Raw genomic sequence first — 26,763 nt, 5'->3', positions numbered from 1 at the left:
AGGGCGTTTGTGACTACCTGCGAAACACCCCGACCAGTTCGACGTGCGCGGACCACAGGAACTGGTCGATCGGCGTCACGGTCTCGAGCCGAAACCCGGCATCGATCAGGGTCCGCGCGTCGCGGGCGAAGGTCACCGGATTGCACGACACCCCGACGACCACCGACGCCTTGGTCCCCACGATCTGAGCCGTCTGGTCCACAGCCCCGGCTCTCGGCGGATCGAAGACAATGGCGTCGCAGCCCTTGAGGTCGAACGGGCTCAGCGGACGGCGGAACAGGTCGCGCGCCTCGGCCGTGATCTGGCGCAACCCCTTGGCCGACCCCACCCCTGCCTTCAGCGCCGCGATCCCCGCCGCCGACCCGTCGGCCGCCAGCACCGGGGCCACCGTCGCCAAGGGAAAGGTGAAGGTTCCCGCCCCGCAGAACAGGTCGGCGATCTTCTTTGCGCCCTTTACCGCCGCCACCGCCCGCGACGTCATCGCGGCCTCCGCCTCCGGCACCGCCTGCAAGAAGCCCCCCGCCGGCACCGGCACGGTCGCCGGCCCAAACGCAACCAGGGGCTGGCGCGCCATCATCAAGGTGTCTCCGGCCAGGCTCAGCCGCGCCAGATCGGCTGCGTTGGCCGCGCGGATAGCCTGCATCTGGCGATCGGCCGACAACCCGCCCGACTTGCGCTCCACCCCGGTCACATCGACGTCGAGCCCGGTCAGGGTCCAGGTGACATGCAGGGTCGGCGCCGACTTCGGATGTTCCAGAAAGGCCGCCGCGATCTTGGCCAGGGCCGGAAACGCCGCCACAAGCCGGGGATCGGCCACGGGACACGTGCTGACCTCGACCAGCCGCCACGACTTCCGTGCCTTGAACCCCAGGATGACCCGCCCCTCGGGCGTTCGCCGCGCATGCAGGGCAATCCGACGCCGCGATCCGGGCGGGGACGCCACCGTCGCCTCGATCTCGGTCTCGATCCCCTCGCGGGCCAGGGCCAGCCGCACCTGCTCCCACTTCCAGTCCAGATAGGGCCCCGCCGCCCAGTGCTGCAGCGAACACCCGCCGCAGTCGCCATAGTGGGGCGACACAGGCGCGATCCGGTCCGGGCTGGCCTCGACGATCTCGACCCTTTCGGCCCGGCCGTCCTTGACCTCGGCCCGCACCCTTTCGCCGGGCAGGGTCAGGGGCGCGAACACGGGCCCGCCGGGCGTCTCGGCGATCCCGTCGCCCTGGGCCCCGATGCGGTCGATCGTCAGCAAATCATCCATGAGGGCCCTTAGCCCAATCCTGAACGAAGATGAACGACGCGCTCAAAGGCCGTTCAGTTTCGGAGTCGTAAACAGGACGCAACAGACGGGGGCCCGGGTCGTTGTGACCGCAGCCTTCATCTTCAACAGGATCAGACCATGTCCCGACTGTCTCGCTCCATCGCCCTGGCCACCGCCGCCGCTGCGGCCGCCGGCGCGGTCGCCCTGCCCGCCTCCGCCCAGTCCTATTACGGCGCGCCCGCCTATGGCCCCGGCTATCAATCGCAGGGCCACTACAGCCAGCCCGCTTACGGCGACAGCTACCGCTGCGATCGCGAACGCTCGGGCCGGACCGGCGCGGGTGCCGTGATCGGCGGCGGCCTGGGTGCCGTGGTCGGGTCGCAACTGGCCGCGCGCGGTCGCCGCACCGAGGGGTCGATCCTAGGCGGCGTCCTGGGCGCCGTCGTCGGCGGCAGCGTCGGTCGCGGCTCCAGCGATCGCTGCTACGAGCAGGGCTCCTACAGCTATGGCCAGAACGGCTACAGCCAGGGTGGATATAGCCAGAACAGCTACGGCTACAGCCAGCCCTCGTCGTCCTACGGTTCGGCCAACGTCTACTACGACCAGAACGGCTATGGTCCCTACGCGGCCAACGACCGCCGCTACGACGATCGCCGTCACGACGACCGCCGCCGCGATGACCGCTACGACCGCGGCTATGGCGACAACCGCCAGGTCAGCCCCGATGGCCGCTACGTCTATGATTCGCAATACGGCTGGGTCCCGCGCTGATCCGCCAAGAGATCATGTCATCGATCAGTTTCAGCCCCCCTGTCGGTCGATGATGTGACGGGAGCCGCCGAGGGAGAAATCCCCCGGCGGCTTTCTATATTCTGGTCGCTATCGCTCGCGACGCGGTCGCTCGCTGCTTGAGCGACGAGGGCTTTGGCTTCACGCGCCCTTCACCGCCCACAGCAGGAACTCGACATTGCCGTCGCCGCCGGTGACGGGGCTCTGGGTCGTCGCCCGGACAGTCCAGCCGACGCCCTCCAGCCAGTCCGACACCCGCTGAACCGCCGCCGCATGGGCCGTCGGGTCCTTGACCACCCCCTTCTTGCTGCGCCCCTCGGGCCCCGCCGCCTCGAACTGCGGTTTGACCAGGGCGATCAGGTCGGTCCCCGCCTCCGCCAGACCCAGCGCCGCCGGCAGCACCTTGGCCAAGCCGATGAAACTGACGTCGCAGACGATCAGACCGGGCACCTGGGGGATCACCTCGACATCCAGCATCCGCGCATCGGTCTGTTCCAGATTGACCACGCGCGGATCGTCCGCCACCCGCCGATGCATCTGGCCCTGACCGACATCGACGGCGAACACGATCGCCGCCCCGCGTTCCAGACAGACCTCGGTAAACCCCCCGGTGGATGCCCCTACGTCCAGCACCACCCGCCCCTCGACCACGACGGGCCACAGGGTCAGGGCGTGATCCAGCTTCAGCGCGCCGCGACCGACGAACCGGTGGGCGGCCTCGGCGGTGATCTCGACATCCTCGAGCACAGGCTGCGCAGGTCGAGTCGCCACGGTGCCGCCGACCGTTACCCGCCCCGCCTCGATGGCCGCCTTCGCCTGCGACCGTGTCTCGAACAGGCCGCGCGAAACCAGCAGGTGATCCAGCCTCACCGAAACGTCCTCACCCGAGCGCCTCGATCCGCGCCAGCGCCGCGACCATCCGCGCCTTGCCTTCCTCGGCCTCGGCCAGTTTGGCGCGTTGCTCGTCGATGACGGTGGAGGCCGCCTTGGCGACGAAGTTCGGGTTGCCCAGCTTCTTGTTCACGTGGCCGATGTCGCTCTCGAACGCCGCGATCGCCTTGGCCAGCCGCGCCCGTTCGGCGGCCAGATCGATGATTCCGGCCAGCGACAGGGCGGCCGTCGCCCCGCCCGAGACGAAACTGACAGCCCCCGACGGCGCGGCCTCGACCGACGCCACCTCCGACACCCGCGCCAGGGTCAGGATCAAGGGCCGATGCCGCTCCAGCCGCTCGGCCGTCACTGTGTCAGGCGCCACGAAGGCCAGGGGCGGCTTGGCCCCCGGCGGTACGTTCATCTCGGCCCGCAGCTGACGCACCTCGGTGACCAGATCGACCAGCCAGCCGATTTCGGCCTCCGCTGCCGGATCGATGAAGCCGTCGTCGAACCGGGGCCAGGCCGCGCCGATCAGCATCGGCTCTTCCCGCGCGGCACCCTCCCGTCCCAGCTCGGCCCACAGCTCCTCGGTGATAAACGGCATGACCGGGTGCAGCAGCTTCAGCGTCTGGTCCAGGGTCCAGGCGGTCATCGCCCGCGTCTCGGCCTTCGCCGCCTCATCGGCACCGTTCAGCACCGGCTTGGACAGTTCGACGTACCAGTCGCAGAAGACGTTCCAGACGAACCGGTAGAGCGCCGACGCCGCGTCGTCGAACCGCCCGCCCTCGATGGCCTCGGCGACCTGACGCTCACACTTGACCAGCTCGCCCCGGATCCAGCGGTTGATCGTCTGTTCGACGGTCGCCGGATCGAAGCCCTCGACCCGAAGCGCCTCGTTCATCTGGCTGAAGCGGGCGGCGTTCCACAGCTTGGTGCCGAAGTTGCGGTAGCCCTCGATCCTTTCCTTCGACAGCTTGATGTCGCGGGTGCCCGACAGGATGGCCATGGTGAACCGCAGCGGATCGGCGCCCAGTTCGTCGATGATGACCAGGGGATCGATCACGTTCCCCTTGGACTTGCTCATCTTCTGGCCCTTCTCGTCGCGGACCAGGCCATTGATGATCACCCGCTTGAACGGTGCCTCGCCGTCCATGAAATGCAGCCCCATCATCATCATCCGGGCCACCCAGAAGAAGATGATGTCGGCCGCCGTGACGAGGTCGGACGTCGGATAGAACCGCTCCAGATCCTCGGTCTTCTCGGGCCACCCCATGGTCGAGAAGGGCCACAGCGCCGAGGAGAACCAGGTGTCGAGGACGTCCTCGTCCTGGGTCAGGGCGACGACGGAATCATAGTCGTCCATGGCCAGTTCACGGGCGTCTTCTTCCGTCTCGGCGACGTAGATCTCGCCGTTCGGACCGTACCAGGCGGGGATGCGATGCCCCCACCAGAGCTGGCGCGAGATGCACCAGGGCTCGATGTTGCGCAGCCACTCGAAATAGATCTTCTCGTAGGACTTCGGCTCGAACACTGTCGCGCCGGTCTCCACCGCCTTCAGTGCCGGCTGGGCCAGCGTATGGGCGTCGACGTACCACTGGTCCGTCAGCCACGGTTCGATGACGACGCCGGACCGGTCGCCGTGCGGGACAACGTGCTTCGTCTTCTCGATCTCCTTCAGCCAGCCCTCGGCCTCGGCCCGGGCCACGATGGCCTTGCGCGCGACGAAGCGATCGAGGCCGCGCAGTTCGGCAGGGATCGTGCCGACGACGAACTCGGGCGTCTCGGGTTCGAACTGGTCGTCGGTCTCATCGACGCCGGTCGGTGTATCCTTCCAGTCGAGGATGGCCGCGAACTGGTTCAGGATGTTGATCGAGGGCAACCCCGCCCGCTTGCCGACCTGAAAGTCGTTGAAGTCATGCGCCGGCGTGATCTTCACCGCGCCGGAGCCCTTGCTCGGATCGGCATAGTCGTCCGCCACGATCGGAATCCGCCGCCCGACGATGGGCAGGGTCACGAACTTGCCGACCAGCTCCGCATACCGCTCGTCTCCCGGATGCACCGCGACACCCGTATCGCCCAGCATGGTCTCCGGCCGGGTCGTCGCCACGACGATATAGTCGCGCGTCTCCCACTCGGTCGCCACACCCTCCTCGTCGCACGCGACCGGGTGCTCGTACGTCACCCCGTCCGCCAGCGGATAGGCGAAATGCCAGTAGAAGCCGTCGACCTCGCGCTGCTCGACCTCCAGGTCGCTGATCGCCGTCTGGAACTGCGGGTCCCAGTTGACGAGCCGCTTGTCGCGATAGATCAGCCCCTCGCGGTGCAGCTGGACGAAGACCTTCCTCACCGCCGCGTTCAGCCCCTCGTCCAGGGTGAACCGCTCGCGCGACCAGTCGCACGACGCGCCCAGCCGCCGCAGTTGCTGCACGATCGTGCCGCCGCTCTCCGCCTTCCAGTCCCAGATCTTCTGCACGAAGGCGTCGCGGCCCATGTCGCGCCGCCCGACATTCCCCGCCGCCGCCAGCTGGCGCTCGACCACCATCTGGGTCGCGATGCCTGCGTGGTCAGTGCCCGGCAGCCACAGCACCGCCTTGCCGCACATCCGGTGATAGCGGGCCAGGATGTCCTGAAGCGTGTTGTTCAGCGCGTGGCCGATGTGCAGCGACCCCGTCACGTTCGGCGGCGGGATGACGATCGAATAGGCCTCGGCCGCGCCGTCGGTCTTCGGCGCGAACGCACCCGATGCCTCCCACTGCGCATACAGGCGGGGTTCGGCGGCCCTGGGGTCGAAGGTCTTGTCGAGCATAACGCGGTCCGGAAAACAGAAGGGGCGGCCCCGTCGGAGCCGCCCCTGTTGATCTAGCGGGGGATGAAGCCGAGGGCTAGGTGGCGGACCGGGCGATCCGCTCTACCTCGGCCTTGACCGCCGTCTCGACGATGCCGGGCAGGTTGGCGTCGAGCCAGTCCTTGATCATCGGACGCAGCATCTCGGCGACCATCCCCTCGACGGTCGAACCCGACATGAAGGACAGGTCACCCCCGGACGGCGCAGCGGCCGGCGCGGGCTTCTTCAGGCTGGACGCCAGACCGGCGAAGGCCGAGGCGGCGCTGGCGGCGGCGCTTTCGCCGACGAGCGAGTCATAGCTGGGAGCCGCCGCAGGCCTCGGGGCCGGCGCGGGCTCAGGCTCGGGAGAGAACACGTCGAGGTCGCCGATGCTTTCGGCCTCGGGGGCCTCATAGACGTCGGTCAGTTCCAGCACATCGTCTTCCGGCTCGACCGGTGCAGGCGCAGGCTCGGGTTCCGGGGCGGCCATGAAGGCCACCGGCTCGGGTTCGGGCGTGTACACCGGCTCGGGCGCAGGCGCGGGGGCCGCAGCCTCGGCCGGGGCGTCGTCCTCGGAGATGATCCGGCGAATCGACGCCAGGATTTCCTCCATCGTCGGTTCCTGGGCGGTCGGATCGGTCATGCGTAACCTCGGGCGAGCCTGGCGGAAAAGGTCCAGGGGCAATCAGCGAACGGCGACGCACGGCACAGCTTGGCCCCGCATCCCCTTGGTCCTGTCGTCGCATCAACGCCCAACGGAATCAACGGCCGTTTTTCGCGTCTTTGGTTAATGTCCGTGGACCCGCAGGTTCAGGCGGCGGGGGCGGTGCGGATGACGTCGGACTTCAACTGCTCGTCGATGGGCGCGTCGGCCGCATCGTTCGCGGGCATGACCGGCGGGGCGGCGATTCTGTCGATGGTTTCCAGCACCCCGTCCCAGGGCAGGGCCCCACGGTTGCGCACGGCGTCGGCGTTGGCGGCCGGATCGTACAGTTCGATGTTCGGATCCAGATCGCCGCCTTCCAGCCGGCCCATGGCCGACAGCAGCAGGGCCTGGGCCACATATTCGTTGCGCCGTGCGTTGGTCAGCAGGATCTGGGCGTTCCGGAGCTCCAGTTCCTGGTTCAGCACATCCAGGGTGGTGCGCAGGCCGACCTGGGCCTCCTGGCGCACGCCCTCGGCCGCCACGGTGGCGGCCCGCACGGCTTCCTCGCCCGCCGCCAGGCTGGCGCGGGTCGAGATGACCTGGGCAAAGGACGACGACACGTCCTGGAGCACACCCCGGCGCTCGCCCTCGATACCGATCTGGGCGGCGTTGGCCTGTTCACGGGCCTGGGCCACGCGCGACTGGTTCAGCCCGCCGGTGAACAGCGGGATCGAGATCGAGGCCCCGGCCTGGAACGCCGTGCGATCGGCCAGGTCGAACCCGTCGGGGCTGCCCGACCCGCCGTACGACGCCGTCAGCCGCGCCGACGGCAGATATTCGGCCCGCGCCGCCGCGACCCGGCTCTCGGCGACCCGAAGCTGATATTCGGCCGCCTTGATCGACGGGTTCTCGGCCAGGCCGGTGCTCAGGGCGACCTCGAAGTCGGACGGCACGCCGGGCAGTTGCGGCGGCGTCACCAGCGTCGCCGGGGCCTGGCCGACGACGGCGGCGTAGGCCGCGCGCGATACCGACAGCTGGGCCTGGGCATTGGCCAGATCGGCCTGGGACTGGGCCAGACGCGATTCGGACTGGGCCACGTCGGTGCGGGTGATCTCACCCACCTCGAAGCGGGCGTTGGACTCGTCCAGTTGGCGGCGCAGCACGGTCAGGTTCTGCTGGCGGATCTGCAGGATCTCGATGTCGCGCAGAACGTCGACATAGGCCTGGATGACCGAGGCCAGCACCTGCTGCTCGATCGCGCGCAGGTTCTCGCGCCCGCCCAGCACATTCGCCTCGGCCGCCGAGATGGCGTGGCCGATACGGCCGCCGGAATACAGGGTCTGCGACAGGCCGATCGAGGCCGAGCCCGTCGTCGCCTCGCTCACACCGTCCGAGCCGGGTGAGGCCGGAACGTCGTCGATACCGTCGCCGTTGAAGTCGATGCCGGCCGTCGGTGCGGTCTCGTTGGCCCCCGCGTGGACCCGGCTGTAGTTGGCGCTGGCCGAGACATCGATAGTCGGCCGCAGCCCTGCCCGCGCCTGGGGCACGCTTTCGTCCAGGGCTCGCTGGTTGGCCCGCTGGGCCAGCAGGGTCGGGTTGGTACGATAGGCCAGGGCGATGGCCTCTTGCAGGGTCTCCGCGAAGGCGGGCGCGGCGATCCCCGCCATGACGGCGGCGACGCAGGCCGAGGCGAGCACGGACGAACGTTTCAGCATGACCCTATCCCGATGATCGCGCCGGAGAGGGCGCGCCATAAACTGTTGCAGTCGGCGTAAAGCGCAGGTCGACCGCCCTGCGCCAGTTAAGTTTTATTCACGCGGGCGCCAGAGGGCTCCGTCGCGCCGCCGCTACCTTAAAGTGCGAAAGCCGGCGCGGGCGTCATTTCGGCCACGACCCCCGGGTTGGAATCGAACAGTTCGCGCCGCGACACCCCCTCGCGACCCTTGACGTAGAGCACCGCCTTGCCGGCCGGCCCTGCCCGCTCGACGACAGCCAGACGCCCGCCGACCTTCAGCGCAGCGATCCAGGCCTCGGGCCGCTGGGCCACGCCGACCTCGGACACGATCAGGTCGTAGTCCCCGCCCGCAGGCTCGCTCAGCGGCTGATTCACCGTCGTCACACCGGCTTCGGCCAGGCCCTCGGACACCACGTCCAGAACCGCCTGGTCCGAATCCTGGGCCGTCACCGTCAGCCCCATCGCCGCCAGAACCGACGCGGCATAAGGGCCTGCGATGGCCAGGGCCGTCTCGCCGGCGCGCGGCTGAAGCGCCTGCAACAGCTTGGCCACATCACGCGCCATCATCAGCTTGCGGTCGCCGGTAATCTCGACCTCGACCTCGGCATAGGCGGCCCAGGCGCGGTCGGGGGCACAGAACTTCTCACGCGCCACGGACAGCAGGGCGGCCTGGACGCCCCGGTCGGTGACGTCGTTCACTCGAACCTGCGAATCCACCATCACCTTGCGCGCAGCAGCCGTGTCCACGGGGGCGTTATCCATCTTCGACGGCCTTCGGTGAGAGAATCTTTGAAAATCAGCGCCGCTTATAGGTCCGCGCGTTGCGGCCGACAATCCGATCTGATAGCAACCGCGCCTCGCGAGGCCCAGCCCTGCGAGACTTGGGCCCCTCCGCCGGGGCCCCGGGATTGAGACGGCCTGATGGCGGAGTGGTGACGCAGAGGACTGCAAATCCTTGCACCCGGGTTCGATTCCCGGTCAGGCCTCCAACCTGTTTTCAATGCCCTGACCTGGCGTTGCCCTGCGGTCGTCCGTTCAGGCGCTCTGTCCTCTTCGATATCGGTGCCTGACTTGCGGCGAAGACCCGTGACGTCCAGCCTTGTTGTCAACGCGCTAGACGCGAGCCAGGGGAACGCCATGAAGACCGGGATCACGCGACGCGAGACGCTGACCGTCATGACCGCGAGTGCAGCCGCCCTTGCAGGGGGAACCGCCGCCGTGGCCTCGATCGCGATCCAGCGTTGGGGCCTGCACGAGATCGTCCTGACGGCCCCCGCCGGCTCCCGTCCGTTCGACGTCCGGCTGGAGGCGGTGTTCAGCCAGGGCGCGACCTCCCTCGTCAACCCGGGGTTCTACGATGGCGAAGACGTCTGGCGCATACGGTTCTCTCCGCCTGAGACGGGCGAATGGCGCTGGCGGACCCGCAGCGATCAGGCCGCCCTGGACGGCCAGGAAGGCGTCGTCGAGGTCGGACCTGCCACCGGTGAGAACCATGGCCCCGTCGGCGTGACCGCCGGCTATCATTTCGCCCACGCCGACGGCACCCCGTTCCGACAGGTCGGCACCACCAGCTACGGCTGGACGCATCAACCGCCGGCAAGGCGGCAGGAGACGCTGGCGACGCTTGGCACTGCGCCGTTCAACAAGATCCGCATGCTGGTGTTTCCGAACACCTCGCTGACCACCAACGAGGCCCTCTTCCCCTTTGCCCGTACGGGAGACGGCGATCGCGACTGGGATCCGGCGACGTTCAACCCCGCCTTCTTCCGGCGGCTGGAGCAATGCGTCGGCGCACTGGGCGAACTGAGCATCCAGGCCGACCTGATCCTGTTCCATCCCTACGACGGGAAGTTCGGGCTGGACGAGATGAAGGCCGAGGATGACGATCGTTACGTGCGCTACGTCACCGCACGACTGGCAGCCTGTCGCAATGTCTGGTGGTCGCTGGCCAATGAATACGACATCCTGAAATCAAAGACCGAGGCGGACTGGGATCGGCTGTTCCAGGTGGTCCGCGACCACGACCCCTATGGCCGCCTGCGCTCGATCCACAACTGGAGGGTGTTGTATGACAACGGCAAGCCCTGGGTGACCCATTCCAGCATCCAGAACGGCTCGGCGGTGCTCAATGACGCGACCGCCGAAACATACCGCAGCGTCTGGAAGAAGGCGGTGATCTTCGACGAGGTCTGTTACGAAGGATCGCTCGACGAACGCTGGGGCAATCTGACGGGTCAGCAAATGGTCCGCGCCTTCTGGCACGGTCTGGTCGCGGGAACCTATGTCGGCCATTCGGAATGTTTCCCGGTCGCCGGCGGCTTCTGGCTCGGCGAGGGCGGCACCCTGCGCGGCGCGAGCTGGCCGCGTCTGGCCTTCCTGAAATCGATCATGGAGGCCGGCCCTCGCCCCGGGATCGAGCCGATCGACAAATGGTGGGACCAGCATCTCGGCGGGGTGCCCGGCCAGTACTACCTGCGCTATTTCGGCGATGAGACCCCGACGGAGTGGGCGATCGACGTGCCCCGCGACGGCATCACCGGCGGCGAACGGTTCCACGTGGATGTCATCGACACCTGGAACATGAGGATCACCCGCCAGCCCGGCATCCTCACACTGTCGAAGAAGGAGGGCACCAAATATTTCTTCCACGACCCCGCCCGGCCGAAGATCACCCTGCCGGGCCGGCCCTGGATGGCAGTCCGTCTTGAGCGCGCGGCCTGACGGGTCGCACAACGTCTGACACAGCCTATATCCGCACCATGCGCCTGCGAGTCGTCGATCTGGAAACCACCGGCGGGGATCGGACCTCGGAGATCATCGAGGTCGGGATCGTCGATGTCGTTCAAGGGTCGGACGGTGGCTGGACCGCCCTGCCCCCGGTGGCGAAACTGTTCCGGCCCAGGGGCGAGATCTCGTTCCACGCCATGGCCGTGCATCACCTGACGCCCGATCACTTCTGCGAAGCCGATCCGCACTGCGATGAGTACGCCCTGCGCGAGATGTTCGCATCCTGCGGCCCGGCCGACGTCATGGTCGCCCACTCGGCCCGGTTCGAACGCGGCTTCATCGCCGACACGGCCCATGGCGGCCTGCCGTGGATCTGTACCCTGCGCAGCGCCAAACAGGTCTGGCCCGACGCGCCCGGCCATTCCAACCAGGTGCTGCGCTACTGGCGCGGCCATCGCCACGACCCGGCCCTGGCCGACCCCGCCCACCGCGCCGGCCCCGACGCCTGGGTCACGGCCCACACCCTGATCGACCTGATGAAGACCGCCTCGATCGAACAGATGATCGAATGGTCGAACGCCCCCGCGACGTGGAGACCGTTCCCTTCGGCAAGCACCGCCGCAAACCCTGGGCCCAGGTGCCGGACGACTATCTGCGCTGGATGGCCGGCCAGTCCGACATGGACACCGATGTCCTGACCGCCGCCCGCGCCGAGATCGAACGGCGGGCACAGGCCTGAATCTGGCTGCTATGGCGACCCCAGGTTTCAAACTTCGACCGCCCAATCCGTTGCACGGCAAGGGATTGATGCGACATCGGCCCCCTTCGGCAAGCCTGGGGTCCCACCCGTGTTAGGATGCACCTCTCGGTCTTTGACATCTCGCACCTCTGCCGCTCCCGGTAGAGTCCGGACTCAACGGACTCAATGGACTCTCCGGACTCTGTTTTTGAGTCCGGACTCTCCGGACCCTTCGGACTCTTCGGACTCTGTTTTTTGAGTCCGGACTCCCGGGATGCCATGCGGTGCCGACCGCTCGGAAACCGGGGATGGCTTGCAGAACACTGTTCGACGAAGTGCTTTTTACGCCGTATCCTGGGACTGGCGTCTCACCGCCCCTTTGATTGCCCGGCGGCGCGGTCTAAACCCGATCCACTGAGGGTATTCCGGAGTCGATGGTGAAGGTTGCCGAACGCTGGTTCGTGATAGCGGGCATCGGCCTGCTCGGCGCGATCGCGCTGGCCGGGCTGGTGGTGGCGATCTATGCCGCCTGGCTGTTCCATGACCTGCCCGACGCCTCGGACCTGGCCGACTATCGTCCGCCGACCGCGACGCGCGTCTATGCCGGCGACGGCACCCTGATCGGCGAGTTCTCGGACGAGCGCCGCATCTACGTCACCTATGACCAGATCCCCCAGCCGGTGATCCACGCCTTCCTGGCGGCCGAGGATCGCAACTTCTTCTCCCACGGCGGCATCGACGTATCGGGCCTGGGCCGGGCGATGTTCAAGAACATCTTCAACGCCGTCGCTGGTCGCAGGCTCGAGGGCGGATCGACCATCACCCAGCAGGTGGCCAAGAACGTCCTGCTGACCAATGAATCGACCATCGGCCGCAAGCTGAAGGAGGCCATCCTCTCCAGCCGCCTGGAAGCCACCCTGTCGAAACAGCAGATCCTCGAACTGTATCTGAACGAGATCTTCCTGGGCTACCGCAGCTACGGCGTCGCCTCGGCCGCCTACAACTATTTCGGCAAGTCCCTGGCCCAGCTGACCCCGGACGAGGCGGCCTTCCTCGCCTCCCTGCCCAAGGGCCCGAACAACTACCATCCCAAGCGCCATCCCGGCGCCGCCAAGGGCCGCCGTGACTGGGTCCTGGGCGAGATGGACCAGAGCAACTGGCTGGACGGGGCCAACCTGACCGAGCTGCGCGCCCGCCCCCTGGTCACCCAGGACGCCCCCAAACGCGCCCAGTACCAGGACGCCGACTTCTTCGTCGAAGAGGCCCGCCGGATCGCCGCCGCCAACCCCGATGTCGGTGCCCAGTTGAACGCTGGTGGCTACTATATGCGCACCACCCTGGACCCCTCGCTCCAGACGGCGGCCCGCGACGCCTTGATGACCGGGCTCGAGAACTATGACCGCCGCCACGGCTGGCGCGGAGCCTGGGGCACGACCGACCTCGCCGACGGCTGGCAGGCCGACGCTCTGAAGAAGACCGCTCCGCCCGAACGCCGCGCCTGGGAAGCCGCCGCCGTTACCGCCGCCGCTGGAAGCAGCGTTCAGATCGTCACGGCCCGCACTGGCGAGACCGGCAGCCTGATCGGCGCCGACGTGTCCTGGGCCAACGCCACCCGCGGCCTGAAGCGCGGCGACCTGATCTTCGTGGAGAAGAAGGGCGGCCAGTACGCCCTGAAACAGATTCCCGCCGTCAACGGTGCCCTGGTCGCCATCGAGCCCCAGTCGGGCCGGGTGCTCGCCATGGTCGGCGGCTATTCCTACGCCCTCAGCAGCTTCAACCGCGCGACCCAGGCCGAGCGCCAGCCCGGCTCGGCCTTCAAGCCCATCGTCTATGCCACGGCGCTGGAAAGCGGCGACTTCACCCCCGCCTCGATCGTGCTGGACGCCCCGATCAGCTTCGCGGGCGGTGCCAACGGCGGCCGCTGGAGCCCTGAGAACTACAGCCGCGAATACTACGGCCCCCAGACCCTGCGGCGGGGCCTTGAGCTGTCGCGCAACGTCATGACCGTCCGCCTGGCCAACGCCGTCGGCATGAACAAGGTCGTGGAACTGTCCAAGAAGATGGGCGTCTCGGACAACCTCCAGCCCAACCTGTCGGTGTCGCTGGGTGCCGGCGAGACCACGCCTTATCGCCTGACCGCCGCCTATTCAGCCTTCGTCAACGGGGGCCGCCGCGTCGATCCCTATCTGATCGAATACATCCAGGACCGGAACGGCGAGACCATCTATCGCGGCGATCGCCGCAACTGTCGTGAGTGCGGACGCGGCTTCTCGGGCCAGGAATCGCCCCGCCTCCAGGCGCGCGGAACCCAGGTCATCGACCCCATCACCGCCTATCAGATCTCGTCCATGCTCGAGGGCGTGGTCCAGCGCGGCACGGCCGCCAGCGCCCGGGGCCTGGGCCGCTGGATCGGCGGCAAGACCGGCACGACCAACGACTACCGCTCGGCCTGGTTCGTCGGCTTCTCGACCGACATCGTGGTCGGCGTCTTCATCGGCTTCGACGACAACCGCTCCCTGGGGTCCGGCGAGACAGGCGCCACCACCCCGGTGCCGATCTTCAACCAGTTCATGCAGGCGGCCCTGAAGGAACGCCCCGCCCGCCCCTTCGTGCGGCCGCGCAACGCCATCTTCCGCACCGTGCGTGGTGTGGAGGAGGCCTTCCGTCCCGGCACCGAGCGTGCCCGCGAGGAAGAGGCCCCGCGCGACCCCACCGCCCCCGTTGGCCCCCAGACCTATGACGACGTGATCCGCAACGAGCTCAACGCTGCCCCGCCCCAGGGCCCCACCGCCCCGCCGCCGTCCGCGCCCCCACCCCCGACCAAGGCCCCGGCCCAGGACCTCGAAGGTCTTTATTAGGTCAATGGCCGCCTGACCGTCTTGCCTTCCGCGCCCCGCCTGCGAAGCTGATTGTCGTGGCTTTCGAGAGGGTGGGCGGATGAACTGGACGATGCGCGCGGCGGCGTGGGTGATGGCGGGTGTCGTCGCAGCGGGCCCAACCCTGACGCTGGCCCAGACGGCAGCCCCGACCTCAACCTCCGTCGAGGCCCGCCAGTCGCTCGCCGAGCCGTCCCTGTCCGCCGACGGCTCGATGATCGCCTTCGTCTCCGGAGGTGACGTCTGGGAGGTCGAGGCCACCGGTGGCGTCGCCCGACTGCTGGTCACTGATGCGGCGACCGAGGGCCGCCCCCTGTATTCGCCGGACGGCCAGTCACTGGCCTTCACCTCGACCCGGGGCGGCCAGGCCAACATCTATGTCCTGAACCTGACGACCGGCGTCGTGACCCGGGTCACCTATGCCGAGGCCAACGAAGAGCTCGACGCCTGGTCCGCCGACGGTAAATGGCTCTACTTCGCCTCGGCCATCAACGACGTGGGCCGCCAGCCCGACATCTTCCGCGTCGCCGCCTCCGGCGGCACCCCGCTGGAGGTCAGCCGCGAACAATACCTCTCCGAGTTCCAGGCCGCCCCCTCCCCCGACGGCCAGTCCATCGCCCTGATGGCGCGCGGCTTCTCCAACGGCCAGTGGTGGCGCAACGGCTCGTCCCATATCGACCAGAGCGAGATCTGGGTGAAGGGGGTGGCCCAGGACGGGGCCTATCGCCGCCTGCTCGACGACGACGCCCGTCATGCCTGGCCGATGTGGACCCCCGACGGCCAGACCCTGTATTTCATGAGCGACAAGTCCGGCACCGAGAACCTGTGGCGCATCCCCTCAGCGGGCGGCGCGGCCCAGGCTGTGACCGACTTCAAGGCCGGCCGCGTCCTCTATCCGTCGATCGCCGCTGACGGCTCGGCCATCGTGTTCGAGCGGGAGTTCGGCATCTGGCGGCTCGACCCCGCGACGGGCCTGGCGGCGGCCGTGCCGATCACCCTGCGCGGCGGCCCGGCGGCCGAGGGCTCGCGGATCCTGCCCCTGACCAGTTTCGACCGCATGGCCCTGTCGCCCGACGGCCAGAAGGTCGCCGTCATCGCCCGGGGCGAACTGTTCGCCGCCTCGCTGAAGGACGGCGGCCCCGCCCAGCGCATCACCACCACCGTGGCGGCCGAGCGCGAGGTCGTCTGGTCGCCCGACTCGCGCAAGCTGCTCTACGTCTCCGAGCGCGGCCTCGACCGCGTCGTCGCCACTTACGACGTCGCCGCCCTGACCGAGACCGTCCTGACCGGCCCCGGCATCGCCTCGGCCCTGGCCTGGGCTCCCGACGGCAAGTCCGCCGTCTATGTGCTCAACAACCGCGAACTGCGCCTGCTGACCCTCCCGACGCCCGCAAAGCCCGCCACGGACCGCGTCCTGTTCACCGGTGCCTTGGCCACCGACGAGCGCGGCCCCCGCCCGGTCTGGTCTCCCGACGGCCTGAACATCGCCTTCCCGGTCGTGGATCGCCGCTCCTTCACCAATCTGCACGTCGTCGCGGCCGCCGGCGGCGAAGCCCGGCCGATCACCTTCCTCGCCAATGGCCAGCTGGGCGGCGTCGCCTGGTCCCCGGACGGCAGATTCATCCTGTTTGACACGTCCCAGCGCACCGAGGATTCGCGCATCGTCCGCGTCGACCTCCTGCCCAACGTTCCCAAATACCGCGAGGACCAGTTCCGCGGCCTGTTCGATCCGGCGAAGCCCGAAGAGACGCCCCCGGCCGAGGGCGCGACGCCCGCCACGCCCCCCGGCCCCTCGACCCAGCCGGCCAAGCCTTCGGTCGCCATCGTCTATGACGGCATCCGCGAGCGGGCCACCATCCTGCCGCTGGGCCTGAACGCAGACACCCCGGTCATCAGCGACGATGGCAAGACGCTGGTGTTCCGCGCCAGCGAGCGCGGCCAGCAGAATCTGTATTCCTACTCCATCGACGAACTGGCCTCCGAACCGCCGGTGGCCCAGCAGCTCACCACCACGACCCGGCCCAAGGCCGACTTCGCCCTGACGAAGGACGGCAAGACCCTGGTCTATCTGGAGGGCGGTACGGTCATCTCCAGCCCGCTGGAGAACCCCCGGCCCAAGGCCACGGCCATCGCCGCGTCCATGGAGGTCGATTTCTCGCGCGAGAAGATGGCCGTGTTCGACCAGGCCTGGACCATCCTGAACCAGGTCTTCTTCGACCCCGACTTCAATGGCCAAGACTGGCCCGCCCTGCGCACCCAGTACCAGCCCTATGTCGCGGGGGCGCGGACGTCGGACGAGATGCGCCGGGTCATCAGTCTGATGATCGGTGAACTGAACGCCTCGCACAGCGGCATCGGCCGACCTGCGGGCGGCCCCGGCTCCGACCGCATCGGCGACATCGGCCTGCGTTACGACCGCGAGGCGTCCGAGGCCGGACGTGGTCTGGTCGTCCGCGAAGTCGTCACCCTGGGCCCCGCCTTCATCGAGGGCACGATCAGGACCGGCGAGCGGCTGGTCTCCGTCAACGGCACGGCCATCACCCCCTCGACCAACCTTGACGCCCTGCTCCAGAATCAGGTCGGGCGCCGTACCGTCCTCGGCATCGAGGGCACCACGGGCCGTCGCGACGCCGTGGTCCGCCCGGTCTCCGCCTCGGCGGCGGCGGGTCTGGTCTACCGTCAGTGGGTCAACCATCGCCGGGCCTATGTCGAGCGGGTCTCGGGCGGGCGGCTCGGTTACGTCCACATCCCCGACATGTCCGAGGGGTCGCTGAACCAGCTGTATCTGGACCTGGACGCCCAGAACCAGTCGAAGCAGGGCGTCGTCATCGACATCCGCAACAACAACGGCGGCTTCGTCAACGGCTATGCCCTGGACGTCTTCTCGCGCCGGAACTTCCTCACCATGACGCCACGGGACCTGTTCTCGATGCCGGGGCGTCAGGCCCTGGGGCAGCGGGCGCTCGACCTGCCGACCGTGCTGGTGACCAATGAATCGTCCCTGTCCGACGCCGAGGACTTCACCGAAGGATACCGCGCCCTGGGCCTCGGCAAGGTGGTCGGCCAGCCAACGGCGGGCTGGATCATCTTCACCGGCGGAGAGCGGCTGATCGACGGCTCGACCCTGCGCACGCCCGGGACCCGCATCCAGGGCATCGCCGGCGACGACATGGAGATGAACCCCCGCCCGGTGGACATCGTGGTGGAACGGCCGCTCGGTGAGACCGGTGCCGGGGTGGACGCCCAGCTCGATGCCGCGGTGGCGGTCCTGCTCAACGGTCCCCCTGCGGCGCCGACCTCGACCCAGTAGTCCGGCTCAGCGAGCGGCGACGGCGAGGCCGGGAAAGTCGCTGAACACGGCGTCGATCCCCAGGGCATAGTGCCGCCTGAGCTGGCCGGTCAGGTCGCCGTGCTGGGCGGACAGGACGCCGCGACGATCGCCCTTCGGCAGGAACACGTTCTCAGCCCGAAAGGTCCAGCCGACAATCCTCAGCCCGGCTGCGTGGGCGTCGGCGATCAGGGACGTCGCCGGCTGGGCAGCGCTCGTCTCGTCGCGCGGCTCGATAAGCGTCGTCTCGACGCCAATCCAGTCGGCATAGGTCGCGATGTCCGAAAGGCCCGACGGCGAGGTCATGACGGTCTGCAACAGCGTCTGCACATCGGACGGGCTCTGACCGGCGGCGATCAGTTGCAGCAGGGGTGCGGCGACCCCGGCCCGTCGCAGGTCTTTCAACGCCCCGACCTCGAAGCACTGGATCAGGATGGGGGCATCCTTGTCGGTCAGCTCGTTGTCCTGAAGCACCGCGACGAACGGCGCGACCATGTCCAGACCCAGGTCGCGGAAATGGCTCGGATGTTTGAGCTCGGGCGCCACGCCGATCGTCCGACCCGTCCGGATCGACCCGGATCGGGCGATGTCGATCACCTCCTGAAAGGTCAGGATCGGTTCGTGGCCGTCGAACGTGGCGTTGCCTGGCCGCAGCTCTGGCAGCCGCTCCCGCGCCCGCAGCGTCTTCAGCTCCGCCAGGGTGAAGTCCTCGGTGAACCAGCCGGTGACGGACTGACTGTCGACCAGACGGGTCCGCCGACGGTCAGCGAACTCCGGATGCGAGGCCACGTCGGTCGTGCCGCCGATCTCGTTCTCGTGCCGAACGATCAGGACGCCGTCCTTCGACATTACCAGGTCGGGCTCGATGAAATCTGCGCCCTGGTCGATGGCCAGCTCATAGGCCGCCCGCGTGTGCTCGGGCCGCTCGCCCGAGGCACCGCGATGGGCGATCACGAGGGGATGAACCTGGGCCAGGGCGGGCGTTCCCATCAACAGCAGAAGGACGGCGGTCACGAGGGCTCGGGTCATGGCCTTGCCTAGCGCAGCGCCACGACAGGTTGGTGACCGCTCCCCGCGACTTGTCCGAGAGGAATCTAGGCGGCCTGCAAGATCTTGCGCAACTGCGGATGCAGTTCGGTGTTGGACGCCAGGATCGACGAGCCGGTCTTGGGATCGCCGTCGTTGTCGATGGTGGTCACGGTGCCGCCCGCCTCGGTGACGAACAGCACGCCCGCCGCCACGTCCCAGGGCTTCAGGTTACGCTCGAAATAGGCGTCGTAGCGACCGCAGGCGACCCAGGCGAAATCCAGCGCCGCCGAGCCCAGACGGCGGATGCCGGCCGTACGCTGGCTGATGGCGTGGATGTCCTTGATGGTCTGGGCATGGCCGGTCTTGCCGATGAAGGGCAGGCCGGTGCCGATCAGGCTTTCCGACAGATCACGACGCCCGGCGACCCGGATGCGCTGGTCGTTCAGATAGCAGCCCTTGCCCTTCTCGGCCCAGAACAGCTCATTCATGATCGGGTTGTAGGTGACGCCCGCGACGATCTCGGACGAGCCGTCCGGCGCATAGCGTTGCAAGCCGACCGTGATCGCGAAATGCGGCATGGCGTGCATGAAGTTGGTGGTGCCGTCGATCGGATCGACGATCCAGGTGTGGGACTTGTCCGTCCCTTCCATCATGCCGCGCTCCTCGCCCAGAAAACCGTAGCCCGGACGGGCCTTCATCAGCAGCTCATACAGAGTGTCCTCGGCCTTGATGTCGGCGGCCGTGACGAAGTCGCCGGGGCCTTTGCGAGACACCTGCAGGTGCGCGACCTCGCCGAAGTCGCGCAGCATGGGCCGGGCGGTCTTGCGAACCGCGTCGATGATGACGGAAACGAGGGCGGAGGCGAGGGCCATGGGGATCTCCTGGTCCGCCGGTCCTTGAAAAGCTGTCGCCCGGACCGTCGGAGAAGTTGGCAGGGGCGCGACATGCGCCTCCGGTCGTAAAAAGGGGTTCGGACTATTCCGCGCGGCGGACGTATTCGCCCGTCGTCGTGTCGACGATGATGCGCTCCCCCGGACCCATATAGGGCGGGATCATGATGCGGACGCCGTTATCGGCGATGGCGGGCTTGTAGGACGACGAGGCCGTCTGGCCCTTCACGGTCGGCTCGGTCTCGGCGACGGTCAGGGTGACCTGATCGGGAAGCGACAGGCCGATGGGGCGACCTTCGTGCAGTTCGATGGTGACTTTCATGCCGTCCTGCAGATAGGCGACGCGATCCTCGCCGACCCAGTCCTTTTGCAGCTCGGTCTGTTCGTAGTTCTCGTCGTCCATGAAGACCAGGGCGTCGCCCTGTTCGTACAGGTAGGAGAACTCCTTCTGTTCCAGCGTGACGCGCTCGACCTTGTCCTCGGACCGGAAGCGTTCGTTCAGCTTGTTGCCGGTCTCCAGGTTCTTGGCCTCGACGTTGGCGAAGGCACCGCCCTTGCCGGGCTTGACGTGGCTGGCCTTGGTGACGACCCACAGGCCCTTGTTGTGCTCGATCACCATGCCGGGCTTGATGGTGTTGCCGTTGATTTTCGCCATGGGATCACTGGGTCTGGACGCGGCCGAGGGGCACGCGAAAGTGGGCGCGATCCCTAGAGGACGGCGCTGGAAAGGGCAAGGCGTGGCGATGATGGATGTGAACGGGCCGGATTCAGAGCTCAGGACGCTGCGACTAACGTTCTTGGTGCGGATTGAAGCTCACGCCGAACTGAAACGTCGTGTCTGATTTAAAGGTTGGGACGTCTGTCCGCATCGCCATGATCTCGCTGAGGTGTAGCGCCACCGAGCCGAATCCATGGCCAGATGGAGTCTCGCTCATGATCCGGCAATTGGTCATCTCACCCATCGAATTGGTGCGGCAGCGCAGGACAACCTCACCTGAAACTCCTTCGGCCCGAGCGGCGGCCGGGTAGTTGGCACGGACGTCCTGCGGCGTGATGTTGCGAGCCCAGACAGCCGGGTTCCATGCTGCGGTCGGCTCGGATGCACATCCCTGTCCTGCCAGTAGCAGAGCCAGCAACCCGAGACGGAACCTCGTCATTTCTTCGGGACGTGCTTCTGGCCCGTCCGCACACGGCCCGACCGCGACACCTGCCTGGCGCCGCCGCGCGCGCCCTTCTGGATGGCCACCGAGGAGCCGGCCTTCTTGGAGGCGCTGTTCTTGACGGCGGAGATGACGCGCGGCTTGGCGACGCGGGTCTTCTTCTGCTCCAGAGCCTTGCCGGGCAGGTGGCTCTCTTCCTCTGCCTTCTTGCGGACCTTGCGCGGTGCGGTCTTGGCGTCGCCCTTGTAGCGTTCGGGGCCGGACTTGGCACCGCCCGAGGCATAGGGGTTCTCCGACCCGCCCTTGACGGTCAGCCGCAGCGGCGTGCCCGGCAGGTCGAAACTCTCGCGCAGGGAGTTGGTCAGATAGCGGATGTAGTGCTCGGGCAGGGCCCCGCCCCGGCTGGCGAACAGCACGAAGGTCGGTGGGCGGGCCTTGGTCTGGGCCATGTATTTGGTCTTGATCCGCTTGCCGTCCACGGCGGGGGGCGGATGCCTCTGGGTCGCCAGGGCCAGCCAGTCGTTGAGGTCCTTGGTCTTCACCTTGACCGACCAGGTCTCATAGGCCTTGAGCACCGCCGGCATCAGCCGCTCGACGCCGCGCCCGCTGTGCGCTGACAGGGCCACGAAAGGCGTACCCTTCAGCTGCGACAGCTTTTCCTCGGCCAGGGACTTGAGCTCGGCCATCTTGGCCTGGGGCTCCTCTTCGAGGTCCCATTTGGACGCGACATAGACGATCGCCCGCCCCTCGCGCTCGACGAGGTCGGCGAGCTGAAGGTCCTGGACGTCGAAGGCGTTGTCCTTGTCCATCATCAGGACCACGACCTCGGCGAAATTGATCGCGCGGATGGTGTCGGCGACCGACAGCTTCTCCAGCTTCTCCTGCACCCGGGCCTTGCGGCGCATCCCGGCGGTGTCGACCAGCCGGATATTGTGGCCTTCGTATTCCCAGTCCACCGAGATCGAATCGCGCGTGATCCCGGCCTCGGGGCCCGTCAGCATCCGGTCCTCGCCGATCAGACGATTGATCAGGGTGGACTTGCCCGCGTTGGGACGGCCGATGATGGCGATGCGGATCGGCTTGTCGGGCTCGTCGATCTCTTCGATGAAGATGTCGGCGCTAGCCGCGACGATGGCGGCATAGAGATCGGCCATCCCCTCGCCGTGCTCGGCCGAGATGGCAACGGGCTCGCCGAAGCCCAGGGCATAGGCTTCGCCCACGCCGCCGCCCGATTCGCGGCTCTCGGACTTGTTGGCTAACAGGATGACGGGCTTGTGCTGTTTCCTCAGGCGATCGGCGAAGATGGTGTCCAGCGAGGTCACGCCCTCGCGCGCATCCATCATGAAAAGGATCAGGTCGCCGTCTTCCAGCGCCAGCTCGGTCTGTTCGCGCATCCGCGATTCCAGACTGTCGTCGCTGACGTCCTCGTACCCTGCGGTATCGATCAGCGTCAGGTCCATATCGCCGATGTTGCCGTCGGCATAGCGCCGGTCGCGAGTCACACCCGGGCGATCGTCGACGAGCGCCAGGCGCTTGCCTACCAGCCTGTTGAACAGGGTCGACTTGCCCACGTTGGGGCGGCCGACGATGGCGACCTTCAATGCCATGTCGGCGGTTCTAACTTAAAAAGCAGGGTTCGTCAGCGGATGCTGACGAGTTCGCCCCGGTCCGTCAGGACGTAAAGGGCACCGTTATAGGCCGCAGGCGCGACATAGGCAGGACCGCCCAGGTTGATCGAGGCGGTCTGGAGGCCCGTCTTCGGATCAAAGGCCACGGCCTCGCCGTCCGAGTTGACCAGCACCAGCCGGTTGGACGCCAGGATCGGACCCGACCATTCCGGCCGCACGGTGCGGTCGAAGAAGCCGAACAGGCCGCCTTCCTGGCGCACCCGGCCGACGTTCAGATCCTTGGTCCAGTAGACGCCGCCGGTATCGCGATTGACCAGGGTCAGCTCGCCCGACTTGGACACGACATAGACCACGTCACCGGCCGGCAGGGGCGCATTGACGCCGGCGACCGGCAAGGACCACTTCGGCTGGCCCGAACGGATGTCCATCGCCTGCATCATGCCCGAGTGGCTGACCGCATAAACAAAGCCGCGCGAAATGACCGGGCGACCCGCGATGTCGCGGATTTCCGACAGGGCGCTGGTCCGGCTGGAGCGCGACAGGACCTGGTTCCAGACGGCCTGGCCGTTGGAGGCGCGCAGGGCGACGACTTCGCCGGACGAGAACGGTGCGATTACCGTGTCGCCGCTGACGGCGGGTGAGGAGGCGCGCATGATCCGGGCGGGCTCGGCGATGCCGCGATAGGACCAGCTCTGCTGGCCCGTGGCGGTGTCGAAGGCGATGATCTGGTTGTCGATGTCGACGACGAAGACCCGGGCCCCGGCGACCGTCGGTGCGCCGTGCAGGGGAACATCCGTACGCACGGTCCACAGCACCGCGCCGGTCGCGGCGTCCAGCGCCGACATGGTGCGATAGCCCGAGGCCACGAAGACCTTGCCGCCGCCGACGGCGACGCCGCCGCCGAAGCCGCCCGAGACCTGACCGCCGCCACGCCCGATGCCGAAACCCAGGATGCCGCCGCCGCGCTCGCGCTCGTCCGGCTTGACGTTATGCTTCCACAGGATCTCGCCCGAGCCGGAATCCACGGCCGTGACGGTCGAATCGCCGTCCAGCACGAAGACCTTGCCGCCATCGGCCACGATGGGGGCCATGACCTGGCTGGTCTTGGACGAACCTGCGCCGATGTCGCGCTTCCAGGCGACGGCGAACTCGGGCGCGGCGATGACGTGTTCGACCGAGTTCTCGATCGTGCCGCCGGGGACGGGCCAGGCCGTCGCGGCCTGGGGACCCGGCAGGAAGAAGTCGCGACCCGACAGGGCGGCCGACGGGGCCAGCTGCTGTTCGAACTCCAGGACCGAGATCCGCTGGCCCTCGGTGGCGATCGCGGTGTTCTCTTCCTTGCCACCCAGCCCGAACGGCAGCATCGCCCGCTGTGCCGCACAGGAGGCGACGCTCAGCGCCACGCCGCCGACGAGGGCGATCTTGAGCATGCGGTTCAGGGCGGGCATTCGCACTCCGGTCGAGGGGGTCGCGGTGGTCACTGGGCGGGTGCCTGCTGCTGTTGCGCGGCCTGAGCCATGGCGGCCTGCATCTGCATTTGCTCAGGCGTCATCTGCGGCACAGGCGGCAGGGCGGCCTGGGCCTTGGTGATGTCGTTGATGTTCACGGCCGAACCGGAATCGATGGTCTCGATCGCCGTCTGGGCCAGCTGGCGCACGGCGTCGGGCACGTCCTGGCCCAGCGTCAGCTGGACGAAGGACGAACGGGCGTCGGCGGTCTTGCCGTACTGAAGGCGGGCCATGCCGAGCGCGAGCTGGGCGAACGGCCGCTGAGGACGATCTTCCTCGGCCAGCGGCGTCAGACGGGCCTCAATGTCGGCCAGGGGCGCATTGGTGTCCATGACGAGATAGGCGGCCTTCAGACGCGCCACATCGGCCAGGATCGGATCGCTGGAGGCCTTGGCCGCCTCGTCAAACAGACGGATGGCCTCGGTCGGATTGTTGGCGGCCTCGGCCAGACCGGCCTGCTGTTGCAGTGCCAGGGCCTTGTAGGCGCCGTTGCCGACCTTGGCCGATTCCTCGAACGCGGCCTTGGCACCCGCGTTGTTGCCCGACGAAAGCGCCTCGACGCCGCGCTCATAGGCCAGCGACGCCTTGTCGGCCTGCGAGTTCTGGTACGAATCCCAGCCCCACCAGGCCAGGGCAGCGATCAGGGCCAGCAGCAGCAGGCCGCCCACGATGGGCAGCCAGGTGCGGGCGAGACGCGCGTAACGGGCGGAGCGAAGCTCCTCCTCGACCTCTTCAAAGACATCAACCACGAAAAACGTCGCCCCACATCGCCGGCCAGATACGCAGATAGCCAATCGGCGCGGACCCTAGAGGCTCGCTCCCCTCCCCGCAACGACTCTCCCGTCGAAGGAAGGCGCTACGGCGAAGCCGGCTTTTTGGAGAAGTAGGTCTCGACTTCGGCAGGAAAACGGCGGGCGCGCACATCGGCGGCGTATCCGGCCACTGCCCGGTCGATTTCACCGCGCAGATCAGCATATTTGCGCACGAACCTGGGCGTCCAGTCGAACAGGCCCAACATATCGGGCGTCACCAGCACCTGACCGTCGCAGGCGGCCGAGGCCCCGATGCCGATGGTGGGCTTGTCGATCGCCTCGGTGATCTCGCGGGCCAGGCTCTCGGCGACGCCTTCGATGACGACCGAAAAGGCACCGGCGTTCGCGGTGTCATGGGCGGACTGCAGGATGCGGGCGCGCTCGGCCTCGTCGCGGCCCTTGGCCTTGAACGATCCGTCGATGTTGATCGACTGAGGCAGCAGGCCGACATGGCCCATGACCGGGATACCCCGCTTGACCAGGTATTCGATGGTGGCCGGCGCGGTCGGGCCACTCTCCAGCTTGATGGCCTGTGCGCCGGTTTCCTTCATGACCCGCACGGCGTTGGCATAGGCCGTCTCCATGCCCGCCTCATAGCTGCCGAAGGGCATGTCGATGACGACCATGGCCCGTTTGGCACCGCGCATCACGGCCTGGCCGTGCAGGATCATCATCTCCAGGGTGACGCCGACGGTCGAGGTCATGCCGTGGACGGCCATGCCCAGACTGTCGCCGACCAGAAGGACGTCGCAGTGCGGGTCCATGATCGCGGCGGTCGGCGCGTCATAGGCGGTCAGGACGACAATCGGCTCGCCGCCCTTCCTCGCCCGGATGTCGGGGGCGGTGATCCGCTTGATGGTGTCCTGAACCTGGCTGGACATCGGCCCTCCCCGTCTGCTTCGGCGGACAGATAGGGGCTGGGGCCCGCCCCGTCGACCGTCCCCGCGCCGATCAGGTCTCTTGCGACAACCTCACCACCCCGGCGGCGGCCAGGGCGACCAGGGCACCGGTGGCGATCCAGAACAGCTGCATCCCGCCCATGGACCCAAGCGAGAGATCGGCCAGGCCGAACTGATCCATGACTCCCCGGATCGCCCCGCTCGCATCGGCACTGACGTTCTGGAGCCCCTGGCCTAACGCCCGGCTGGAGGCTCCGGCGGGCGACAGGGTGAAGTCCAGGTTCAGCGATTCGCGCACCGCGATACAGCCGCCGACCAGCCCCGCCACCGTCAGCGCCAAAGTCCTGACCCTTGAGCCGGAGGCCAGTTTCGCCTCCACATCAGCGGCGAACAGGGACGCGTCGGGCATCTGCGGCGTTCGGGCGAACAGCCGCTCGATCATGGGATCGAACTCGTCAGACGACATGAGCCGCCCTCCCGTACTGAGCCGGTTCCGGCGTGAGCCGGGCGCGGAGTTTATCCAGACCACGTTTGACATGAGACTTCACCGTACCGAGCGGCAGATTCATGGCGGCCGCGATTTCGGGGTGGGACATTCCCGCCCCGTGACACAGGGAAACGCACAGGCGTTCCGTTTCGCTGAGCGATTTCAGCGCTTCGTCCAGGTCGACCAGACCGGGCGTATCGACGGCCGGGGCCATTTCCTCGCTCTCGATCTCGGCGACATAGCGGGCATCCCGGGACTTGCGCTTCAGGTACTGACGCGCCGCGATCCGCTTGACCCAGGCCGCGAAGGTGCCCTCGCCCCGGAATTCGGCCGACCGCTGGAAGGCGGTCAGGAAGGCGTCCTGGGCGACGTCGTCGGCCTCGGAGGCCTGGGCCCCCATCCGGCGCAGCAGGGCTCGCACGGCCGAACCGTGACGCCGCACCAGCTCGCCGAACTCGCGACGTCCGCCCGCCGCCGCAAGGGCGGCGAGCTCGACATCGTGAAGGTCGTGCAGAGGTTTGGTCATGACAGCTTTCCCCCTGTCTCAGACCGGGC

General features: G+C 67.8%; 21 protein-coding genes and 1 tRNA gene. 6 read left to right on the top strand and 16 right to left on the bottom strand.

Features of this window, described 5'->3' with window-relative positions; all coding sequences use genetic code 11:
• Positions 1-13: 13 nt before the first annotated feature.
• Complete coding sequence (locus O5K39_RS11440; RefSeq protein WP_271143754.1) at positions 14-1,258, bottom strand: class I SAM-dependent RNA methyltransferase; 1,245 nt, start codon at positions 1,256-1,258, stop codon at positions 14-16.
• Between the two features lie 138 nt (positions 1,259-1,396).
• Between O5K39_RS11440 and O5K39_RS11435 the strand changes: the two genes are divergently transcribed.
• The gene (locus O5K39_RS11435; RefSeq protein WP_271143753.1) at positions 1,397-2,029 is read left to right on the top strand and encodes a glycine zipper 2TM domain-containing protein; all 633 of its coding nucleotides are present in this window, start codon (positions 1,397-1,399) and stop codon (positions 2,027-2,029) included.
• Positions 2,030-2,188: 159 nt separating this feature from the next.
• On the opposite strand, the gene O5K39_RS11430 is transcribed toward O5K39_RS11435, so the two are convergent.
• From O5K39_RS11430 to O5K39_RS11410, 5 genes are all read right to left on the bottom strand, one after another.
• Complete coding sequence (locus O5K39_RS11430; protein WP_271143752.1) at positions 2,189-2,917, bottom strand: TlyA family RNA methyltransferase; 729 nt, start codon at positions 2,915-2,917, stop codon at positions 2,189-2,191.
• 10 nt (positions 2,918-2,927) lie between these two features.
• On the bottom strand, positions 2,928-5,726 hold the full coding sequence (locus tag O5K39_RS11425; protein ID WP_271143751.1) for a valine--tRNA ligase: 2,799 nt from the start codon (positions 5,724-5,726) through the stop codon (positions 2,928-2,930).
• Between the two features lie 76 nt (positions 5,727-5,802).
• Entirely contained in the window at positions 5,803-6,387 is a 585-nt protein-coding gene (locus O5K39_RS11420; protein ID WP_271143750.1) for a DUF2497 domain-containing protein, read from the bottom strand.
• Between the two features lie 167 nt (positions 6,388-6,554).
• Complete coding sequence (locus O5K39_RS11415) at positions 6,555-8,105, bottom strand: TolC family outer membrane protein (RefSeq protein WP_271143749.1); 1,551 nt, start codon at positions 8,103-8,105, stop codon at positions 6,555-6,557.
• 137 nt (positions 8,106-8,242) lie between these two features.
• Positions 8,243-8,887 carry a protein-L-isoaspartate O-methyltransferase gene (locus O5K39_RS11410; RefSeq protein ID WP_271143748.1) on the bottom strand — a complete coding sequence of 215 codons (645 nt, stop codon included), beginning with the start codon at positions 8,885-8,887 and terminating at the stop codon, positions 8,243-8,245.
• 153 nt (positions 8,888-9,040) lie between these two features.
• On the opposite strand from O5K39_RS11410, the gene O5K39_RS11405 reads away from it, so the two are divergent.
• From O5K39_RS11405 to O5K39_RS11385, 5 genes are all read left to right on the top strand, one after another.
• Positions 9,041-9,114 (top strand) — tRNA-Cys (locus tag O5K39_RS11405).
• Positions 9,115-9,262: 148 nt separating this feature from the next.
• Positions 9,263-10,846 carry a DUF5605 domain-containing protein gene (locus O5K39_RS11400; RefSeq protein ID WP_271143747.1) on the top strand — a complete coding sequence of 528 codons (1,584 nt, stop codon included), beginning with the start codon at positions 9,263-9,265 and terminating at the stop codon, positions 10,844-10,846.
• Positions 10,847-10,884: 38 nt separating this feature from the next.
• The gene (locus O5K39_RS11395) at positions 10,885-11,550 is read left to right on the top strand and encodes an exonuclease domain-containing protein (RefSeq protein WP_271143746.1); all 666 of its coding nucleotides are present in this window, start codon (positions 10,885-10,887) and stop codon (positions 11,548-11,550) included.
• A gap of 475 nt (positions 11,551-12,025) precedes the next feature.
• Positions 12,026-14,449 carry a penicillin-binding protein 1A gene (locus O5K39_RS11390; RefSeq protein WP_271143745.1) on the top strand — a complete coding sequence of 808 codons (2,424 nt, stop codon included), beginning with the start codon at positions 12,026-12,028 and terminating at the stop codon, positions 14,447-14,449.
• Between the two features lie 79 nt (positions 14,450-14,528).
• Positions 14,529-17,777, top strand: a complete 3,249-nt coding sequence (locus tag O5K39_RS11385) for a S41 family peptidase (protein WP_271143744.1) — start codon at positions 14,529-14,531, stop codon at positions 17,775-17,777.
• Between the two features lie 6 nt (positions 17,778-17,783).
• On the opposite strand, the gene O5K39_RS11380 is transcribed toward O5K39_RS11385, so the two are convergent.
• From O5K39_RS11380 to O5K39_RS11335, 10 genes are all read right to left on the bottom strand, one after another.
• Positions 17,784-18,824: a glycerophosphodiester phosphodiesterase gene (locus tag O5K39_RS11380; protein WP_271143743.1), complete on the bottom strand. Its 1,041-nt coding sequence runs from the start codon at positions 18,822-18,824 to the stop codon at positions 17,784-17,786.
• 65 nt (positions 18,825-18,889) lie between these two features.
• Entirely contained in the window at positions 18,890-19,696 is an 807-nt protein-coding gene (locus tag O5K39_RS11375) for an inositol monophosphatase family protein (protein ID WP_271143742.1), read from the bottom strand.
• Between the two features lie 103 nt (positions 19,697-19,799).
• Positions 19,800-20,369: an elongation factor P gene (gene efp / locus O5K39_RS11370; protein WP_271143741.1), complete on the bottom strand. Its 570-nt coding sequence runs from the start codon at positions 20,367-20,369 to the stop codon at positions 19,800-19,802.
• 133 nt (positions 20,370-20,502) lie between these two features.
• On the bottom strand, positions 20,503-20,871 hold the full coding sequence (locus O5K39_RS11365; protein ID WP_271143740.1) for a TonB family protein: 369 nt from the start codon (positions 20,869-20,871) through the stop codon (positions 20,503-20,505).
• Positions 20,868-22,481, bottom strand: coding sequence for a ribosome biogenesis GTPase Der (gene der, locus O5K39_RS11360; RefSeq protein WP_271143739.1), 1,614 nt, complete (start codon positions 22,479-22,481; stop codon positions 20,868-20,870). Before der ends, O5K39_RS11365 begins: the two co-directional genes overlap by 4 nt.
• A 32-nt stretch (positions 22,482-22,513) precedes the next feature.
• Complete coding sequence (locus O5K39_RS11355; protein WP_271143738.1) at positions 22,514-23,950, bottom strand: PQQ-binding-like beta-propeller repeat protein; 1,437 nt, start codon at positions 23,948-23,950, stop codon at positions 22,514-22,516.
• Between the two features lie 29 nt (positions 23,951-23,979).
• Entirely contained in the window at positions 23,980-24,759 is a 780-nt protein-coding gene (locus tag O5K39_RS11350; protein WP_271143737.1) for a tetratricopeptide repeat protein, read from the bottom strand.
• Between the two features lie 107 nt (positions 24,760-24,866).
• Entirely contained in the window at positions 24,867-25,703 is an 837-nt protein-coding gene (panB, locus tag O5K39_RS11345; protein WP_271143736.1) for a 3-methyl-2-oxobutanoate hydroxymethyltransferase, read from the bottom strand.
• 70 nt (positions 25,704-25,773) lie between these two features.
• Positions 25,774-26,187, bottom strand: a complete 414-nt coding sequence (locus O5K39_RS11340; RefSeq protein ID WP_271143735.1) for a hypothetical protein — start codon at positions 26,185-26,187, stop codon at positions 25,774-25,776.
• Complete coding sequence (locus O5K39_RS11335; protein ID WP_271143734.1) at positions 26,177-26,734, bottom strand: sigma-70 family RNA polymerase sigma factor; 558 nt, start codon at positions 26,732-26,734, stop codon at positions 26,177-26,179. The genes O5K39_RS11340 and O5K39_RS11335 overlap by 11 nt, the downstream gene beginning before the upstream one ends.
• Positions 26,735-26,763 lie beyond the last annotated feature (29 nt).

This window comes from Brevundimonas sp. NIBR10 (assembly GCF_027912515.1).
Taxonomy (GTDB): domain Bacteria; phylum Pseudomonadota; class Alphaproteobacteria; order Caulobacterales; family Caulobacteraceae; genus Brevundimonas.
This window is presented reverse-complemented; position numbering and strand designations above follow the sequence as displayed.

Excerpts from the sequence above, each read along its gene's own strand:
- O5K39_RS11375 (WP_271143742.1), bottom strand. The coding sequence starts at position 19,696 with ATGGCCCTCGCCTCCGCCCTCGTTTCCGTCATCATCGACGCGGTTCGC.
- O5K39_RS11385 (WP_271143744.1), top strand. The coding sequence starts at position 14,529 with ATGAACTGGACGATGCGCGCGGCGGCGTGGGTGATGGCGGGTGTCGTC.
- O5K39_RS11395 (WP_271143746.1), top strand. The coding sequence starts at position 10,885 with ATGCGCCTGCGAGTCGTCGATCTGGAAACCACCGGCGGGGATCGGACC.
- O5K39_RS11335 (WP_271143734.1), bottom strand. The coding sequence starts at position 26,734 with ATGACCAAACCTCTGCACGACCTTCACGATGTCGAGCTCGCCGCCCTT.
- panB (WP_271143736.1), bottom strand. The coding sequence starts at position 25,703 with ATGTCCAGCCAGGTTCAGGACACCATCAAGCGGATCACCGCCCCCGAC.
- O5K39_RS11390 (WP_271143745.1), top strand. The coding sequence starts at position 12,026 with ATGGTGAAGGTTGCCGAACGCTGGTTCGTGATAGCGGGCATCGGCCTG.
- O5K39_RS11355 (WP_271143738.1), bottom strand. The coding sequence starts at position 23,950 with ATGCCCGCCCTGAACCGCATGCTCAAGATCGCCCTCGTCGGCGGCGTG.
- O5K39_RS11415 (WP_271143749.1), bottom strand. The coding sequence starts at position 8,105 with ATGCTGAAACGTTCGTCCGTGCTCGCCTCGGCCTGCGTCGCCGCCGTC.
- O5K39_RS11340 (WP_271143735.1), bottom strand. The coding sequence starts at position 26,187 with ATGTCGTCTGACGAGTTCGATCCCATGATCGAGCGGCTGTTCGCCCGA.
- O5K39_RS11435 (WP_271143753.1), top strand. The coding sequence starts at position 1,397 with ATGTCCCGACTGTCTCGCTCCATCGCCCTGGCCACCGCCGCCGCTGCG.
- efp (WP_271143741.1), bottom strand. The coding sequence starts at position 20,369 with ATGGCGAAAATCAACGGCAACACCATCAAGCCCGGCATGGTGATCGAG.
- O5K39_RS11365 (WP_271143740.1), bottom strand. The coding sequence starts at position 20,871 with ATGACGAGGTTCCGTCTCGGGTTGCTGGCTCTGCTACTGGCAGGACAG.
- O5K39_RS11410 (WP_271143748.1), bottom strand. The coding sequence starts at position 8,887 with ATGGATAACGCCCCCGTGGACACGGCTGCTGCGCGCAAGGTGATGGTG.
- der (WP_271143739.1), bottom strand. The coding sequence starts at position 22,481 with ATGGCATTGAAGGTCGCCATCGTCGGCCGCCCCAACGTGGGCAAGTCG.
- O5K39_RS11420 (WP_271143750.1), bottom strand. The coding sequence starts at position 6,387 with ATGACCGATCCGACCGCCCAGGAACCGACGATGGAGGAAATCCTGGCG.
- O5K39_RS11400 (WP_271143747.1), top strand. The coding sequence starts at position 9,263 with ATGAAGACCGGGATCACGCGACGCGAGACGCTGACCGTCATGACCGCG.
- O5K39_RS11425 (WP_271143751.1), bottom strand. The coding sequence starts at position 5,726 with ATGCTCGACAAGACCTTCGACCCCAGGGCCGCCGAACCCCGCCTGTAT.
- O5K39_RS11440 (WP_271143754.1), bottom strand. The coding sequence starts at position 1,258 with ATGGATGATTTGCTGACGATCGACCGCATCGGGGCCCAGGGCGACGGG.
- O5K39_RS11380 (WP_271143743.1), bottom strand. The coding sequence starts at position 18,824 with ATGACCCGAGCCCTCGTGACCGCCGTCCTTCTGCTGTTGATGGGAACG.